The following is an 18,092-nucleotide window of genomic DNA, read 5'->3' on the forward strand; positions in this document are numbered from 1 at the left end:
GCGTCATCCGCTTTCAGGCGCCCTGGGCCGGCAGGCTCAGCGGCAGCAGGCGTGCGGTATTGCGCGCATCTTCCAGGGCGCGGTGCTGCTGCCCGACAAACTGCAGCCCGGCCAGGGCCAGCGCGCCCTTGAGCCCGGGCGGGCGTTTCAGGTGGCGGGCCTTGGCGAAGCGCTGCTTGAGGTTGAGGTGGCAGGTGTCGGCCAGCAGGCTGTGCACCTGGTGCACCTGCCATTCCTGCAGCAGCTGGCGGCGATCGTAGTCGCCCCAGCTGACCCAGCCCTGCAGGTGCGCCTGCTGATGCTGCAGCCAGTGCTCGAACCCGTCCCACACCTTGGCAAAGGAGGCGGCGGCGTCGATGTCCGCCTGGGCGATATGCGTCAGCTCACGGCAAAAGGGCGTCAGCAGCGGGCGCCGCCGGGGTTTGACGAAGCGCTGGAAGTGGTCCACCTCGCGGCCTTCGCGGTTGACCAGGCTGGCGCCGATCTCGATGATTTCCATGTCTTCGATCGGCCAGCCACCCTCGTCGGTGGTAGCTTCCAGGTCGATCACCAACCAGTGGCCCATGGCAGGCTCCTTGACAGATACTCGCCTGAGCGTAGCCAATCTGTGGCCTGTGCGGTATCCCGTGGCCATTTGCCTGATGGTTCTGCCAGTTGTGCAAGCGTAGGAAAACGCCTAGTTTAGGCGCGAACCCGTAAAGAGTGTGTTGCCTTGAGTTCAGCGTCACTGCCACAGGTCGTGCTCTCCCTGTCGATGCTCGCGGTGGCGTGGCTGACCACACCGGCGTGTGCCCAGGAGCAGATCAGGATCGGCGCAGCGCACTTTCCCCCGTACACCGTCAATCCCGAACGCGATACCGGCAGCGGCCTGCTGGCGCAGTTGATCCAGGCCTTGAACGCGCTTCAGGACACCTACCATTTCACGCTGGTGCCCACCTCCATACCGCGACGCTTTCGCGACTTCAACGAGGGTCGCATCGACATGGCGATCTTCGAAAACCCTGACTGGGGCTGGAAAGGCATCGACTTCGTCAAGGTCGATCTCGGCCTCGAAGATGCCGAAGTCTTCGTCACGCACAATATCGAAGGCCGCGGCCAGGGCTACTTCGACAGCCTGCAGGGCAAGCGCCTGGCGTTGTACAGCGGCTATCACTACGCCTTCGCCGGTTTCAATGCCGACGCCAGGTACCTGCAGCAAACATTCGGCGCCACCCTGACCTATTCCCACGACAGCAACCTGATGATGGTGCAGCGCGACCGCGCCGACGTGGCCTTGGTGACCCGTTCGTACCTGTACGACTTTCTGGCGCGCCACGAGGATTACCGAGGCCAGTTCCTGGCCTCCGAGCGTACCGACCAGACCTATCACCATTACGCACTGCTGCGTCCCCAGGCACCGATCAGTGGCGAGGCCTTTGCCCGTCTGTTGCAGCAACTGCACGAGAACGGTCAGTTGCAGGACATCTTCGGGCCTTACCAGATCGGTGTCAGCGCGGCCCATTCGCCCTAAATTCGCCCACGGTTTTCACGTCAACAGCAGTGAGATTGTCTCTTCCACTTCGTGAGCCCAAGACCATGCCTTCCGATACCGCAACCTGCGCGTTGGCCCTGCCGCGCTGGCGCAGCCTCAGCGCCGATGAAACCGACTGCCACCTGAGCCTGGTGCTCGAAGACACGCCATTGGTGCGCCTGCGTCTGGAGCGCGGTGATGACCTTGACGTGCACCTGCAATACACCTGCCCCGAGCGCCCACAGCAGGCGTTGTGGGCCGCGTGCTACTGGCTGTTTTCCCGCGATCCGGGGTGTCAGCGCCTGTGCTGGCATCTGGCGCAGGTGCCCGAGGCGGCACTGGCCAGCGGCCTGCTGGTGGCCGACGAACAGGCGGGGCGCTACCGCTGCGAGCGCACGCTGTTCTGGCAGTTGCCGCAACCGTGGCTGGGCGAATCGCTGTCGGGCGTGTACCCGCAGCAGATGCAGATCAGTGCCGGCAAGCGTCATCCGCGCCGTGCGCCCAAGCCGCGGGGGGAAGTGTATCGGCGCTTCGATGCGCGGCTGGGGGCGTGGATCTCGTTGCGGACCCTGGAAATCGACCACGACCTGGAGCGCTTCAACCGTTGGCAGAACAACCCGCGGGTGCTGAGCTTCTGGCAGGAGGGCGGCAGCCTCGAACAGCACCGCGACTACCTGAGCAAGCTTGAGGCCGACCCGCACACACTGACCCTGATCGGCTGCTTCGACGACCAGCCGTTTGCCTACTTCGAAGCCTACTGGGCCAAGGAGGACCGGATTGCACCGTTCTATGCGGCCGACGACTACGACCGTGGCATTCACATGCTGGTAGGGGAGCAGACGCACCGCGGGCCGCACAAGGTGGCCAGCTGGCTGTCGGCGCTGGTGCACTACCTGTTCCTGGACGACCCGCGCACCCAGCGCGTGGTGGCCGAGCCTCGGGCCGACAATGCCAAGATGATCGGGTACATGCATGACCAGTGCTTTCACTGCGAGAAGGAATTCGACTTCCCGCACAAGCGTGCGGCGCTGATGATCCTGGGACGCGAGCGCTTCTTCGAGCGCTGCAGGCTGGTATAGGCCGGCACCCGATCCTTTAGGAGCCGGCGTTGCCGGCGAACCAGCACAAGGCGCTCGTGCTGCCGGACACCCGGCATCTGGCCTGGAGGGAGGATCGCCGGCAACGCCGGCTCCTACAGGGCAGCAGCGGCGCAGGGTGGCCCCTTCAGGCCACCTCACCCCGCGCCAGCGACACCTTGCGGCAATGCACCAGCGCATCGCGAATCATGAAGTTCACCAGGGTCGGCGACACGCCCAGCTCCTTGGCGATGTCCTTCTGCGGCACGCCATGCAGGCGGTACATCTCGAACGCATAGCGGGTGCGCTGCGGCAGCTCGCTCAGCGCATCGGCAATGTGCTCAAGCGTCGCGAAATTGATGTGCGTGGCTTCGGGCGAGGCACCATGGATGACCACATTCAGACCTTCCTCTTCGCTGCCGGAATACTTCAGCTCCATCGCCTGCTTGCGGTAATGGTCGATGGCCAGGTTGCGCACGATCTGGAACAGGTAGCTCAACTGCGCCTTGAACGACGAGGTGATCTGCGGGGCTGCACTGAGCCGGAAGAAAGCGTCCTGCACGACATCCTCGGCGCGTGAGCGACACCCGGTGATCCGGGCGGCAATTTTCACCAGAATGCTGCGATTGTCGACGAACGCTTGGAGTAACGGTGAATCGCACTTACTTGTGGACAGTTGTTCCGCCATGGAAATTTCACCTTGTTCTCGAAGAGGGAAGCGAAGCACTCCGCGAGGAGATGCTTCCTACGACGTGCGACAAGCTATTCTTAATGATAATTATTGTCAAATGCGAAAAGTAATACTTCAAACTGTTTTTTGGTTCTAAGCACCACTCCGTGATCCGCTTCGAAAATCACCGGTCGCCGCGCCACAGTGGCGCCTAATTATTTCACCCGTTCATCCGTTCCCCTGTGTACATCCTCGGCCCCTGAAGGGCGTGTGCCGGTGCCCGAACACCCGGCTCCCTGCGCCCCGCGATGCCGATTTTCACGTACAGACACTGGCAGGAACTTTCCATGACGGACGCCTTCGAACTCCCGGTTACGCTGGTCCAGGCCCTCACCCAGCGTGCTGCGCTGACCCCTGAGCGGGTGGCCTTGCGCTTTCTCGCCGAAGACGCCCGCGACCAGGCCGTGCTCAGCTACCGTGACCTGCACCTGCGTGCATGCAGCATCGCCGCCGCATTGCAGGCGCGTGCGGTGCCGGGCGACCGCGCGATCCTGCTGTTCCCCAGTGGCCCGGACTACGTCGCCGCGTTCTTCGGCTGCCTGTATGCCGGGGTGATCGCCGTGCCGGCCTATCCGCCGGAATCCTCGCGCACCCACCACCAGGCCCGCCTACTGTCGATCATCGAGGACGCCCAGCCGCGCCTGCTGCTGACCGTCGACAACCTGCACAACAGCCTGCTGGCCCTGGATGCACTCAAGGGCGAGGATGCGCCGCAGCTGCTCAGCGTCGATCACCTTGACGCCGGCCTGGGCGAGCAGTGGCAGGCCCCGTCGCTCAAGCCGGACGACATCGCCTTTCTGCAGTACACCTCCGGCTCCACCGCGCTGCCCAAGGGCGTGCAGGTCAGCCACGGCAACCTGGTGGCCAACGAAGTGCTGATCCGCCACGGTTTCGGCATCGACGTGAACCCCGACGACGTGATCGTCAGCTGGCTGCCGCTGTACCACGACATGGGCCTGATCGGCGGCCTGCTGCAACCGATCTTCAGCGGCGTGCCCTGCGTGCTGATGGCCCCGGCCTACTTCCTGGCGCGGCCGCAGCGCTGGCTGCAGGCGATCAGCGATTACCGCGGCACCATCAGCGGCGGGCCGGACTTCGCCTACCGCCTGTGCAACGAGCGCGTCAGCAGTGCGGCGCTGGCCAGCCTCGACCTGAGCTGCTGGCGCGTGGCCTATTCGGGCTCCGAGCCGATCCGCCAGGACAGCCTCGACAGCTTTGCCGACAAATTCGCCGCGTGCGGTTTCGTGCCCTCGAGTTTCTTCGCCAGCTACGGCCTGGCCGAAGCCACCCTGTTCGTCAGTGGCAGCGTGCGCGGCGGCGGTATCCCCGCGCTGGCGCTGGACAGCGCGGCACTGGCGCACAACCGCGCCGAAGCAGGCGAGGGCAGCGTGCAGATGAGCTGCGGCTTCAGCCAGCCGCTGCACGCGGTGCAGGTCGTCGAACCGCACACCCTGGCTGTGCTGGGCGACAACCAGGTGGGCGAGATCTGGGCCGCCGGCCCGAGCATCGCCCACGGTTACTGGCGCAACCCCGAGGCCAGCGCAAAGACCTTCGTCGAGCACGGCGGGCGCACCTGGCTGCGCACCGGCGACCTGGGCTTCATGCGTGACGGCGAACTGTTCGTCACCGGGCGCCTGAAGGACATGCTCATCGTACGCGGGCACAACCTCTACCCGCAGGACCTGGAAAAGACCCTGGAGCGCGAGGTCGACGTGCTGCGCAAGGGCCGCGTGGCAGTGTTCGCCGTCGACGACCAGGGCGAGGAGGGTATCGGCATCGCGGTGGAGATCAGCCGCAACGTGCAGAAGGTCATCGAGCCGGCGAACCTGATCCGCACCCTGCGCCAGGTCATCGCCGATGCCTGCCAGCAGGCCCCGGCGGTGGTGCTGCTGCTCAACCCCGGTGCGTTGCCCAAGACCTCCAGCGGCAAGTTGCAGCGTTCGGCCTGCCGCCTGCGCCTGCACGATGGCAGCCTGGACTGCTACGCCCGCTTCCCGGAGGCTCAGGCGCCTGCCGCACGCCACGCGGCGCCGAGCGGCGACGGGTTGCAGGCGCTGATCGCGCGGCTGTGGTGCGAGCAACTGAACGTGGCCGAGGTGGGCGACGACGATCACTTCTTCCTGCTCGGCGGCAACTCCATCGCCGCCACCCAGCTCACGGCGCGCCTGCGTGACGAACTGGGGCTGGAACTGAGCCTGAGCCTGCTGTTCGAAGCGCCGACCCTGGCCGGCTTCACTGCCCAGGTGGCCCGCCTGCACATCGACGGCGGGGTGGCCCAGGGCGCCATCGCGCAATTGCCCCGCGAACAGGCGCTGCCGCAATCGCTGGCTCAGGCCCGGCTGTGGCTGCTGTGGCAACTGGAGCCTGGCAGTGCGGCCTACAACATCCCGGGTGGCCTGCGCCTGCGCGGCGAACTGGACGAGGCTGCGCTGCGCAGCAGCTTCCAGGCGCTGGTGGCCCGCCATGAAGCGCTGCGCACGGTGTTTGCCGACCACCACGGCCAACCGGTGCAGCGCGTGCTGGCGAACCTGGCGTTGCAGGTGCACAGCCTGGACCTGGGGCACGAAACCCCGGCCCGCGTTCAGCAGTTGCGCGAAGACGAGGCGCGCCAACCCTTCGACCTGGAGCGCGGGCCGCTGCTGCGGGTCACCCTGGTACGCCAGGGCAACGAAACCCATCAGCTGTGGGTGACCCTGCACCACATTATCGCCGACGGCTGGTCGATGAACATTCTGCTGGACGAATTCGCGCGCCTGTATGCCGCCGCCTGCCAGGGCCAGCAGGCGCGACTGAATACGTTGCCGGTGCATTACGCCGACTATGCCAGCTGGCAGCGCCAGTGGCTGGCCCAGGGGGAAAGTACCCGCCAGCTCGCCTACTGGAAGACCTTGCTCGGCGATGCGCAGCCGGTGCTCGACCTGCCCACCGATCGCCCGCGCTCGGTGCAGCAGTGCAACAGTGCCAAGCGCCTGAGCCTGCGTCTTGAGCCGGCGCTGGGCACTGCACTGCGCCAGGTGGCCCAGGCCCACGATGCCAGCCTGTTCATGCTGTTGCTGGCGGCCTGGCAAACCCTGCTGCACCGCTACAGCGGCCAGCGCGACATCCGCGTCGGCGTGCCCAATGCCAACCGCCCGCGCCTTGAAACCCAGGGCCTGGTCGGCTTCTTCATCAACCCCCAGGTGCTGCGCGCCGAGCTTGACCCACGCCAGCCCTTCAGTGCCTTGCTGGCCCAGGTGCGCCAGCGCACCCTTGAAGCCCAGGCCAACCAGGACCTGCCGTTCGAGCAGTTGGTCGAAGCCTTCCCCGAGGCCCGCGAGCAGGGCCTGTTCCAGGTCATGTTCAACCACCAGCAGCGCGACCTCGGCGCCTTGCGCCGCCTGCCGGGGCTGTTGGCCGACGAACTGGCGTGGCACAGCCGCGAGGCCAAGTTCGACCTGCAACTGCACAGCGAAGAAGGCCACCAGGGCCGCATCAGCCTTTCCTTCGACTATGCCGACGAGCTGTTCGACGCTGCCAGCATCGAGCGCCTGGCCGCGCAACTGGTCAGCCTGCTGCAGCAGGTGAGCAGCGCGCCGCAGCTGCCGCTGGCCGAGCTGAACCTGCTCGACGCCCCGGGCCGCGCCCAACTGCTCGACTGGGGCCAGGCCCCGGCAGCGGCCCCCGGCCAGTGGCTGGTGGAGCAACTCAACGAACAGGCGCGCAGCACCCCGCAGCGCACCGCGCTGGTATGGGCCGGCGGCAGCCTGGACTACGCGAGCCTGCACACCCAGGCCAACCGCCTGGCCCATTACCTGCGCGACAAGGGCGTGGGCCCGGACGTGTGCGTGGCGATTGCCGCCGAGCGTTCGCCGCAGCTGCTGGTGGGCCTGCTGGCGATTCTCAAGGCCGGTGGTGCCTACGTGCCGCTGGACGTCGACTACCCGGCCGAGCGCCTGGCCTACATGCTCGCCGACTGCGGCGCAAGCCTGCTGCTCAGCCACAGCGAGGTGCTCGAACGCCTGCCCCAGGTCGAGGGCGTGAGTACCATCGCCATGGACACCCTGCACCTGGACAACTGGCCCAGCCAGGCGCCGGGCCTGCACCTGCACGGTGACAACCTGGCCTACGTGATCTACACCTCCGGCTCCACCGGCCAGCCCAAGGGCGTGGGCAACACCCATGCGGCCCTGGCCGAGCGCCTGCACTGGATGCAGGCCACCTATGCGCTGGACGAACACGACGTGCTGCTGCAAAAAGCCCCGATCAGCTTCGACGTGTCGGTGTGGGAATGCTTCTGGCCGCTGGCCCAGGGCTGCACGCTGGTGCTGGCCGGCCCCGGCGAGCACCGCGACCCGCAGCGCATCGCCGAACTGGTGCAGCAGCATGGCGTGACCACGCTGCACTTCGTGCCGCCGCTGTTGCAGGTGTTCGTGCAGGAGCCCCTGGCGGCCGCCTGTACCAGCCTGCGCCGGGTGTTCTCCGGCGGCGAGGCGTTGCCGGCGGCGCTGCGCGACCGTGTGCTGCAGGTACTGCCGCACGTGGCACTGCACAACCGCTATGGGCCGACCGAAACCGCGATCAACGTCACCCACTGGCACTGCCGCCGTGAAGACGGCCTGCGCTCGCCCATCGGCCGGCCCCTGGCCAACGTGCAGTGCCAGGTGCTCGATGAGGAGCTGGCGCTTTCGCCTGTGGGGGTGCCCGGTGAGCTGTGCCTGGGCGGTGCGGGCCTGGCCCGTGGCTACCTGGGCCGGCCGGGCCTCACCGCCGAACGCTTCGTGCCCGGCGCCGACGGCCAGCGCCTGTACCGCAGCGGCGACCGTGCGCGCTGGCTGGCCGACCTGGGGGCACTGGAATACCTGGGCCGCATCGACCAGCAGGTCAAACTGCGCGGTTTTCGTGTAGAGCCCGAAGAGGTGCAGGCCTGCCTGCTGGCCCAGCCGGGCGTGGAGCAGGCCGTGGTGCTGGTACGCGACACGGCGGCCGGCCCGCAACTGGTCGGCTACTACACCCACGCGCACGACTGCGGCGAAGCATTGCTGAGCGCACTGGCGGCGCAATTGCCGCCCTACATGGTGCCCGCGCAACTGGTGCACCTGGCGCAGATGCCGCTGGGCCCCAGCGGCAAGCTCGACCGCAAGGCGCTGCCCGAGCCGAGTTGGCAGCAGCGCGTGCATGTTGCCCCGGTCACGCCGCTGCAACAGCAGATCGCCGCCATCTGGTGCGATGTGCTGGGCCTGGCGCGGGTCGGCCTGGACGATGACTTCTTCGCCCTCGGCGGGCACTCGCTGCTGGCCACCCAGATCATCGCCCGCACGCGCCAGGCCTGCGACGTCGAACTGCCACTGCGCACCCTGTTCGAAGCCAGCGCGCTGGGCGCCTTCGCCGCGCGCATCGAGGCCCTGCAACTGGCCGGGCAGCACAACCTGCAAGGCGAAATAACGCGCATTGACCGCAGCCAGCCGGTGCCGCTGTCGTACTCGCAGCAGCGCATGTGGTTCCTCTGGCAGATGGAGCCGGACAGCCCGGCCTACAACGTCGGCGGCATGGCACGCCTGCGCGGGGTGCTGGACGTCAGCCGCTTCGAACAGGCCCTGCAGGCGCTGATCGTGCGCCACGAGACCCTGCGCACCACCTTCCCGAGCATCGATGGCGTACCGTACCAGGCCGTTTCGCCCGACACCGGGCTGGTGATGAACTGGCTGGATTTTTCGGCCCACGACCAGGCGCAGCGCCAGCAGCGCCTGCAGGCCCTGGCCGACGAGCAGGCGCACCAGCCGTTCGACCTGGAGACCGGCCCGCTGCTGCGTGCCTGCCTGGTCAAGGCCGGCGAGCAGGAGCACTACTTCGTGCTCACCCTGCACCACATCGTCACCGAAGGCTGGGCCATGGACATCTTTGCCCGCGAGCTGGGCGAGCTGTACGAAGCGTTTCTGGACGACCGCGATTCGCCGCTCGAACCGCTGCCGGTGCAGTACCTGGACTACAGCGTGTGGCAGCGCCAGTGGCTGGAGGCCGGCGAGCGCCAGCGCCAGCTGGACTACTGGCGCGCACAGCTGGGCGATGAACACCCGGTGCTGGAATTGCCCGCCGATCGTCCGCGCCCGGCGGTGCAGAGCCACCGCGGCGAGCTGTACCGCTTCGACCTGAGCGATGAGCTGGCCGCCAGGGTGCGCGCCTTCAATGCCGAGCATGGCCTGACCCTGTTCATGACCATGACCGCCACCCTGACGCTGCTGCTGTACCGCTACAGCGGGCAGACCGACCTGCGCATCGGCGCACCGGTGGCCAACCGCATCCGCCCGGAAAGCGAGGGGCTGATCGGCGCCTTCCTCAACACCCAGGTGCTGCGTTGCCAGCTGGACGGGCAGATGCGCGTGGCCGACCTGATCGAGCAGGTGCGCCAGACCGTGATCGACGGCCAGTCGCACCAGGACCTGCCGTTCGATCACCTGGTCGAAGCCTTGCAGCCACCGCGCAGCGCCGCCTACAACCCGCTGTTCCAGGTGATGTGCAACGTGCAGCGCTGGGAATTCCAGCAGAGCCGCCAACTGGCCGGCATGCAGGTGGAGTACCTGGTCAACGATGCCCGGGCGACCAAGTTCGACCTCAACCTGGAAGTCACCGACCTCGACCGTCGCCTGGGCTGCTGCCTGACCTACAGTTGCGACCTGTTCGACGCGCCCCGCATCGCGCGCATGGCGGCGCACTGGCAGCGGTTGCTCGACGCCTTGCTGGCCGACCCGCAGCAACGCCTGTGCGAACTGCCGCTGCTGGGCCAGGGCGAGCGCCAGGCCCTGTTCGACAACCTGGCCGGCGACCCCGCAGCGCCGGGCCTGAACCGCACCGTGCATGACCTGTTCAGTGCACAGGCCCAGCGCACCCCGGATGCACTGGCACTGACCTTTGCCGGTGAACACCTGAGCTACGCCCAGCTCGATGCCCGGGCCAACCGCCTGGCGCGGGTGCTGCGCGAACGTGGCGTGGGCCCGCAGGTGCGGGTGGGCCTGGCGCTGGAGCGTTCGGCGCAGCTGGTGATCGGCCTGCTGGCGATTCTCAAGGCCGGCGGTGCCTACGTGCCGCTGGACCCGGAATACCCCCTCGAACGCCTGCAGTACATGATCCAGGACAGCGGCATCGGCCTGCTGCTGGGCCAGCGCGCGCTGTTCGACAGGCTGGGCGAGCTGCCGTCCGGCGTGGCCCGCTGGTGCCTGGACGACGACGCGGCGGCGCTGCACGGCTACAGCGCCGAGGCCTTGCCGTCACTCAGCCTGCCGGGCCATCAGGCCTACCTGATCTACACCTCCGGCTCCACCGGCAAGCCCAAGGGCGTGGTGGTCAGCCATGGCGAGATCGCCATGCACTGCCTGGCGGTGATCGAGGCGTTCGGCATGCGCAGCGACGACTGCGAGCTGCACTTCTATTCGATCAACTTCGACGCGGCCACCGAGCGCCTGCTGGTGCCATTGCTCAGCGGCGCACGGGTGGTGCTGCGCGCCCAGGGGCAGTGGGGTGCCGAGGAAATCTGCACGCTGATCCGCCAGCAGCAGGTCAGCGTGCTGGGCTTCACGCCGAGCTACGGCAGCCAGTTGGCGCAATGGCTGGCCAGCCGCGACGAACAGCTGCCGGTGCGCCTGTGCATCACCGGCGGCGAAGCCCTGACCGGCGAGCACCTGCAACGCATTCGCGAGGCGTTCAAGCCGGCGCAGTTCTTCAATGCCTACGGCCCCACCGAAACCGTGGTGATGCCGCTGGCCTGCCTGGCACCACCGGCCCTTGAAGCGGGCGCCGGCAGTGTGCCGATCGGCCGGGTGATCGGCGCCCGCGTGGCGTACATCCTCGATGCCGACCTGGCGCTGCTGCCGCAGGGCGCCATCGGCGAGCTGTACATCGGTGGCGCAGGCCTGGCCCAGGGCTACCATGATCGACCTGGGCTGAGCGCCGAACGCTTCGTCGCCGACCCGTTCAGCCAGCGGGGCGGGCGCCTGTACCGCACCGGCGACCTGGTGCGCCAGCGCGCCGACGGGCTGGTGGAGTACATGGGGCGTATCGACCATCAGGTGAAGATCCGCGGCTTCCGTATCGAACTGGGTGAGATCGAAAGCCGCCTGCTGGAACATGCCGACGTGCGCGAGGCCGTGGTGCTGGCGCTGGACATGCCCGGCGGCAAGCAACTGGCTGCCTACCTGGTGTGCGAGCAGGCACAGGCCGGCGCCGAACAGCAGGCGGCGCTGCGCGACAGCCTCAAGGCGCAACTGCGGGTGAACCTGCCCGACTACATGGTGCCCGCCCACCTGGTGCTGCTGGATCAGATGCCGCTGACCGGCAACGGCAAGCTCGACCGTCACGCGTTGCCGCTGCCGGACAGGGAGCAGGGCCGCGAGCACTACGAGGCGCCACGCAGCGAGGTGGAGCAGCAACTGGCCGCGATCTGGCGCGATGTGCTCAACGTCGAGCGCGTGGGCCTGCAGGACAACTTCTTCGAACTGGGCGGCGACTCGATCCTGTCGATCCAGGTGGTCAGCCGCGCCCGCCAGCTGGGCCTGCACTTCAGCGCCCGCGACCTGTTCCAGCAGCAGACCGTGCAGACCCTGGCCACGGTGGTCAGCCGCAGCCAGGCCACGCTGATCGAACAGGGCCCGCTCAGCGGCGCCGCAGCGCTCACGCCGATCCAGCACTGGTTCTTCGACAGCGACGTGGTGCAACCGCAGCACTGGAACCAGGCCGTGCTGCTGGCGCCTGCCGAACGCCTGGCCGGCGAAGCGCTGGAACAGGCTCTGCAGGCGCTGGTGGCGCATCACGATGCACTGCGCCTGCGCTTTTGCGAGGGCCGCGCCAGCTACGCCCCGGCCGATACGCGCGCACTGCTGTGGCAGGCTTCGGTGGCCGATCTGCAGGATTGCCAGGCCCTGTACAGCGATGTGCAGCGCAGCCTCGACCTCGCCGACGGCCCGCTGCTGCGTGCGCTGCTGGTGGAGGACGGGCAGGGCGCCCAGCGCCTGCTGCTGGCGATCCATCACCTGGTGGTGGATGGCGTGTCGTGGCGCGTGCTGCTCGAAGACCTGCAGGCGCTGTACCGTGGCCAGCCGCTGGCAGCCAAGACCAGCGCGATGAGCCACTGGGCCGCACGCCTGGCCACCTATGCCGGCAGCGACTCGCTGCGTGACGAGCAGCACTGGTGGCAGGCGCAGCTCAGTGCCGCCACCCGCGAGCTGCCGTGCGACCACCCCCAGGGTGCCAATCTGCACCGCCAGGCGCACACCGTCAGCGTGCAACTGAGCCAGGGGCAGACGCGCCAGTTGCTGCAGCAGGCCCCCGCGGCCTACCGCACCCAGGTCAACGACCTGTTGCTGACCGCGCTGGCCCGGGTGCTGTGCCGCTGGAGCGGCGATACCTCGGTGCTGGTGCAGCTCGAAGGGCATGGCCGCGAGACCCTGTTCGACGAGATCGACCTGAGCCGCAGCGTCGGCTGGTTCACCAGCGCCTACCCGCTGCGCCTGAGCCCGCTGAACATCGAGGAGGCCGCCGGGCAGGCGGCCTCGATCAAGGTGATCAAGGAGCAACTGCGCAGCGTGCCGCACAAGGGCCTGGGGTATGGGGTACTGCGCTACCTGGCCGATGACGCCACCCGCGAAGCCATGGCCGCGCTGCCCCAGGCGCGCATCACCTTCAACTACCTGGGCCAGTTCGACCAGCAGTTCGGCAGTGCGGCGCTGTATCAGCCGGTGGATGAACCCGCGGGCCTGGCCCACGACCTCGACGCACCGCTGCCCAACTGGCTGAGCGTCGACGGCCAGGTGTACGACGGCCAGTTGCAGCTGCGCTGGACCTTCAGCCGCGAGCGCTTCGACACCCAGACCATCGAAGAGCTGGCCCGCGCCTACCTCGGCGAGCTTGCGAGCCTGATCGTCCATTGCCTGGATGACGCCAACGGCAGCTTCACGCCGTCGGACTTCCCGCTGGCGCGCCTGACCCAGGCACAGATCGACAGCCTGCCGGTGCCCGCCGCGCAGATCGAGGACGTGTACCCGCTGACCCCGATGCAGGAGGGCATGCTGCTGCACACGCTGCTCGAACCGGGCACCGGCATCTACTACATGCAGGACCGCTACCGCATCAACAGCGAGATCGACCCGCAGCGCTTCGCCCAGGCCTGGCAGGCGGTGGTGGCGCGGCACGAAGCCCTGCGCGCCTCGTTCTGCTGGAATGCCGGCGAAGGCATGCTGCAGATCATTCACAAGCCCGGCACCACGCCTATCGACTATCAGGACTGGAGCGCCGACCCGCAGGCCGATCACGAAGCACGCCTGCAGGCCCTGCACAAGCAGGAGCGCGAGGCCGGTTTCGAGCTGTTGCAGCAGGCGCCGTTCCACCTGCGCCTGATCCGCGTGGGCCAGGCGCAGTACTGGTTCATGATGAGCAACCACCACATCCTCATCGATGCCTGGTGCCGCTCGCTGCTGATGAACGACTTCTTCGAGCTCTACCTGGCCCTGGGCGAGGGCCGTGAGGCGCAGCTGGCGACGCCGCCGCGCTACCGCGACTACATCGGCTGGCTGCAGCACCAGAGCCTGGACGAGGCGCGCCAGTGGTGGCGGCAGAACCTGCAGGGCTTCGAGCGCACCACCTACCTTCCAAGCGACCGCCCGCTGCTGCGCGAGCACGCGGGCGATCACGGCGGCATGCAGGTGGGCGACTGCTACACGCGCCTGGCGGTGGAGGACGGGGTACGCCTGCGCGAGCTGGCCCAGGCCCATCAGCTGACCGTCAACACCTTCGCCCAGGCGGCCTGGGCGCTGGTGCTCAGCCGCTTCAGCGGCGAGCGTGACGTGGTGTTCGGCGTGACCGTGGCCGGGCGCCCGGTCAGCCTGCCGCAGATGCAGCACACCGTGGGCCTGTTCATCAACAGCATCGCACTGCGTGTCACCCTGCCGGCCCCCGGCGAGCGGTGTTCGGTGCGCCAATGGCTGCAGGGCCTGCTGGAACGCAACATGGAGGTGCGCGAGTACGAGTACCTGCCGCTGGTCAACATCCAGGAATGCAGCGAACTGCCCAAGGGCCAGCCGCTGTTCGACAGCCTGTTTGTGTTCGAGAACGCCCCGGTCGAAGTGGCGGTGCTGGACCGCGCCCAGAGCCTGAATGCAACCTCCGACTCGGGCCGCACCCACACCAACTTCCCCCTCACAGCGGTGTGCTACCCCGGCGACGATCTGGGCCTGCACCTGTCGTTCGACCAGCGCTACTTCGACCGCGCCACCGTCGAACGCCTGCTGGGCGAATTCAAGCGCCTGCTGCTGGCGCTGATGGAGGGCTTGCACGGCGATGTGGCGCAGCTGGCACTGCTGGGCGAGCAGGAACAGCGCTTCCTGCTGCAGGACTGCAACCGCAGCGAGCATGCCTATCCGCTGCAGCAGAGCTACGCGGCGTTGTTCGAGGCGAGGGTGGCGGCGCATCCCGAGCGGGTGGTCGCACGCTGCCTCGAACAGCAGTGCAGCTACGCCGAGCTGAACTGCCAGGCCAACCGCCTCGGACATGCCCTGGTGGCGGCCGGGGTGCAGGTCGACCAGCCGGTGGCACTGCTGGCCGAGCGCGGGCTGGCGCTGCTGGGCATGATCGTCGGCAGCTTCAAGGCCGGCGCCGGCTACCTGCCGCTGGACCCGGGCCTGCCCGGCGCGCGTCTGCAACGCATCGTCGAGCTCAGCCGCACCCCGGTGATCGTCTGCACCCGGGCCTGCCTGGCCCAGGCACAGGCCCTGCTCGACGAACTGGGGTGTGCCGGGCGGCCGCGCCTGCTGGTGTGGGAGGACATTCAGGCCGGCGACGGCAGCGAAGCCAACCCGGGCATCTACAGCGCGCCGGACAACCTCGCCTACGTGATCTACACCTCCGGCTCCACCGGCCTGCCCAAGGGCGTGATGGTCGAGCAGCGCGGCATGCTCAACAACCAGCTGAGCAAGGTGCCGTACCTGCAACTGGGCGAGGCGGACGTGATCGCGCAGACCGCCTCGCAGAGCTTTGATATCTCGGTGTGGCAGTTCCTTGCCGCGCCGCTGTTCGGCGCGCAGGTGGCGATCGTGCCCAATGCCATCGCGCACGATCCGCAAGGGCTGCTGGAGCATGTGCAGGCCGCCGGCATCACGGTGCTCGAAAGCGTGCCGTCGCTGATCCAGGGCATGCTGGCCAACGAGCGCCAGCACCTGAGCGGCCTGCGCTGGATGCTGCCCACCGGCGAGGCGATGCCGCCGGAGCTGGCCTGGCAGTGGCTGGAGCGCTACCCGCAGGTCGGCCTGGTGAATGCCTACGGCCCGGCCGAGTGCTCCGATGACGTGGCGTTCTTCCGCGTCGATGCGGCCTCCACCCAGGGCAGCTACCTGCCGATCGGCACGCCGACCGACAACAACCGCCTGTACCTGTTAGGTGAAGATCACGAGCTGGTGCCGCTGGGCGCGGTGGGCGAGCTGTGCGTGGCCGGCACCGGGGTAGGGCGCGGCTACGTGGGCGACCCGCTGCGCACGGCCCAGGCGTTCATCCCGCACCCGTTCGGCGCCCCAGGCGAGCGCCTGTACCGCACCGGCGACCTGGCACGCCGGCGTGCCGACGGGGTGCTGGAGTACGTGGGGCGCATCGATCACCAGGTGAAGATTCGCGGCTACCGCATCGAACTGGGCGAAATCGAGGCACGCCTGCATGAACAGGTCCAGGTGCGTGACGCGGCGGTGGGCGTGCAGGAGGGTGCCAACGGCAAGCACCTGGTCGGCTACCTGGTGGCGGCCGACAGCCGTGCCGACACGGCGCCATTGCTGGAACAGGTTCGCCAGCGCCTGCGCGCCGAACTGCCGGAGTACATGGTGCCGCTGCACTGGGCGTGGCTGGCCGAGTTGCCGCGCAACGCCAACGGCAAGCTCGACCGCAAGGCGCTGCCGGCCATCGAGTTCGGCCAGCAGCACAGCCAGGCCTACCTGGCGCCGCGCAGTGAACTGGAGCAGCAACTTGCTGACATCTGGGCCGATGTGCTCAAGGTCGAGCGGGTGGGGGTGCGCGACAACTTCTTCGAGTTGGGCGGGCATTCGCTGCTGGCCACCCAGATTGCTTCGCGGGTGCAGAAGGTGCTGCAACTGAACGTGCCGCTGCGGGCCATGTTCGAATGCAGCAGCGTGGAGGAACTGGCGATCTATGTGGAGGGCCTCGAGGCCACGGTGCTGAGCGACGACAAGGTCGACCGGCTGAGTGACCTGATGGCTTCGCTGGAGGCGTTGTAGGCAGCCGAGCGGGGCATTTTGGTTTAGCATCCATGCTTCGCTCATGCGCGCCAGCCTTCGGGCTGGCGCGCTGCTGTTCATCTGCACACGGTCGGTATCGATGCGCCTTTTCCCTGCTTTGTTTCGTGGTTGTTCCTGTCTGTCGCTGCTGGCGGCCCTCTTGTTGCTGTGCCTGCCGGGCATCGCCAGCGCCGCCGAGGTCGATGGCGCGCGCATGGGCCTGCTGTGGGGCGTGCCGTTTGCCGGCATCCTGCTGAGCATCGCCTTGCTGCCCATCGTGGCCGCATCGCTGTGGCATCACCATTTCGGCAAGATCACCCTGGGCTGGACGCTGCTGTTCGCGCTGCCGTTCTGCTTTGCCTTCGGCTGGCACGCCAGCCTGGGGCTGGGCGTGCACGTACTGCTGGCCGAGTACCTGCCGTTCATCATCCTGCTGTTTGCGCTGTTCACCATTTCGGGCGGGATCGTGGTGGAGGGCAACCTGCATGGCTCGCCGTGGCTCAACACGCGGTTGCTGGCGCTGGGGGCGGTGCTGGCTTCGGTGATGGGCACCACGGGGGCGGCGATGCTGCTGATCCGCCCGCTGCTGCGTGCCAACGACAACCGCAAGCACACCGCGCACGTGGTGGTGTTCTTCATCTTTCTGGTGGCCAACGTCGGCGGCGGCCTGACCCCGTTGGGCGACCCGCCGTTGTTCCTGGGTTTTCTCAAGGGTGTGAGCTTTGCCTGGACCCTGCAGCACATGGCCTTGCCGGTGGTGTTGCTGGCGGTGCCGTTGCTGGGCGTGTTCTACCTGATCGACCGCTACTACTATCGCCGCGAAAACGAAATGCTGGCCGAAGACCCGACGCCGGATGCGCCGTTGCGCCTGCTGGGCAAGCGCAACTTCCTGCTGTTGGCGGGCGTGGTGCTGGCGGTATTGATGTCGGGCCTCTGGAAACCGGGGATTGGCGTCGAGCTGATGGGCACTCGGGTCGAGGTGCAGAACCTGTTGCGTGACGGCCTGCTGGTGGTACTGGCCTTGCTGTCGTTGTGGTTCACCCCGCGCGGCCTGCGGGTTGCCAACGAGTTCGACTGGGGGCCGATCGTCGAGGTGGCCAAGTTGTTTGCGGGCATCTTTCTCACCATTGCCCCGGTGATTGCGATATTGCGGGCCGGCAGTGACGGCCAGTTGGCGTGGTTGGTGGCGAGCGTGAGTGGTGCGCAGGGCGAGCCGATCGACAGCATGTACTTCTGGTTGAGCGGGACCTTGTCGAGCTTCCTGGACAATGCGCCGACCTATTTGTTGTTCTTCAACATGGCGGCTGGGGATGCGCAGGTGTTGATGGAGCGCATGCCGCAGACCTTGCTGGCGATCTCCATGGGTTCGGTGTTCATGGGGGCGATGACCTACATTGGCAACGCGCCGAACTTCATGGTCAAGGCGATAGCCGAGCAGCGCGGGGTGAAGATGCCGAGCTTCTTCGGGTACATGGCGTGGTCGTGTGCGGTGCTGTTGCCGTTGCTGGTGGTGTTGACGCTGGTGATGCTGTAGCGCC

The 18,092-nt window shown here is 67.5% G+C and carries 6 protein-coding genes; 4 read left to right on the plus strand and 2 right to left on the minus strand.

What is annotated here, in order from left to right:
• Nucleotides 1-13: 13 nt before the first annotated feature.
• A complete protein-coding gene (locus tag N0B28_RS08550) occupies nucleotides 14-565 on the minus strand; it encodes an exonuclease domain-containing protein (protein WP_043862393.1) in 552 nt (183 codons plus the stop codon).
• Nucleotides 566-754: 189 nt separating this feature from the next.
• Here N0B28_RS08550 and N0B28_RS08555 point away from each other — a divergent pair, with 189 nt between their 5' ends.
• Complete coding sequence (locus N0B28_RS08555; RefSeq protein WP_043862419.1) at nucleotides 755-1,510, plus strand: transporter substrate-binding domain-containing protein; 756 nt, start codon at nucleotides 755-757, stop codon at nucleotides 1,508-1,510.
• A gap of 65 nt (nucleotides 1,511-1,575) precedes the next feature.
• Entirely contained in the window at nucleotides 1,576-2,589 is a 1,014-nt protein-coding gene (locus N0B28_RS08560; protein WP_275731469.1) for a GNAT family N-acetyltransferase, read from the plus strand.
• A 145-nt stretch (nucleotides 2,590-2,734) separates the two neighbouring features.
• Here the strand turns inward: N0B28_RS08560 and N0B28_RS08565 are convergent, their stop codons facing one another.
• Nucleotides 2,735-3,274, minus strand: a complete 540-nt coding sequence (locus N0B28_RS08565; protein WP_043862395.1) for an RNA polymerase factor sigma-70 — start codon at nucleotides 3,272-3,274, stop codon at nucleotides 2,735-2,737.
• A gap of 329 nt (nucleotides 3,275-3,603) precedes the next feature.
• Here N0B28_RS08565 and N0B28_RS08570 point away from each other — a divergent pair, with 329 nt between their 5' ends.
• Together N0B28_RS08570 and N0B28_RS08575 are read left to right on the plus strand one after the other, a co-directional pair.
• Nucleotides 3,604-16,554 (plus strand): non-ribosomal peptide synthetase, encoded by a 12,951-nt coding sequence (locus N0B28_RS08570; protein WP_275731471.1) that lies wholly within the window; start codon nucleotides 3,604-3,606, stop codon nucleotides 16,552-16,554.
• A 160-nt stretch (nucleotides 16,555-16,714) separates the two neighbouring features.
• Nucleotides 16,715-18,088, plus strand: a complete 1,374-nt coding sequence (locus tag N0B28_RS08575; RefSeq protein WP_275731474.1) for a sodium:proton antiporter — start codon at nucleotides 16,715-16,717, stop codon at nucleotides 18,086-18,088.
• Nucleotides 18,089-18,092: the final 4 nt, after the last annotated feature.

The organism is Pseudomonas sp. SD17-1, assembly GCF_029201585.1.
GTDB lineage: Bacteria > Pseudomonadota > Gammaproteobacteria > Pseudomonadales > Pseudomonadaceae > Aquipseudomonas > Aquipseudomonas palmensis.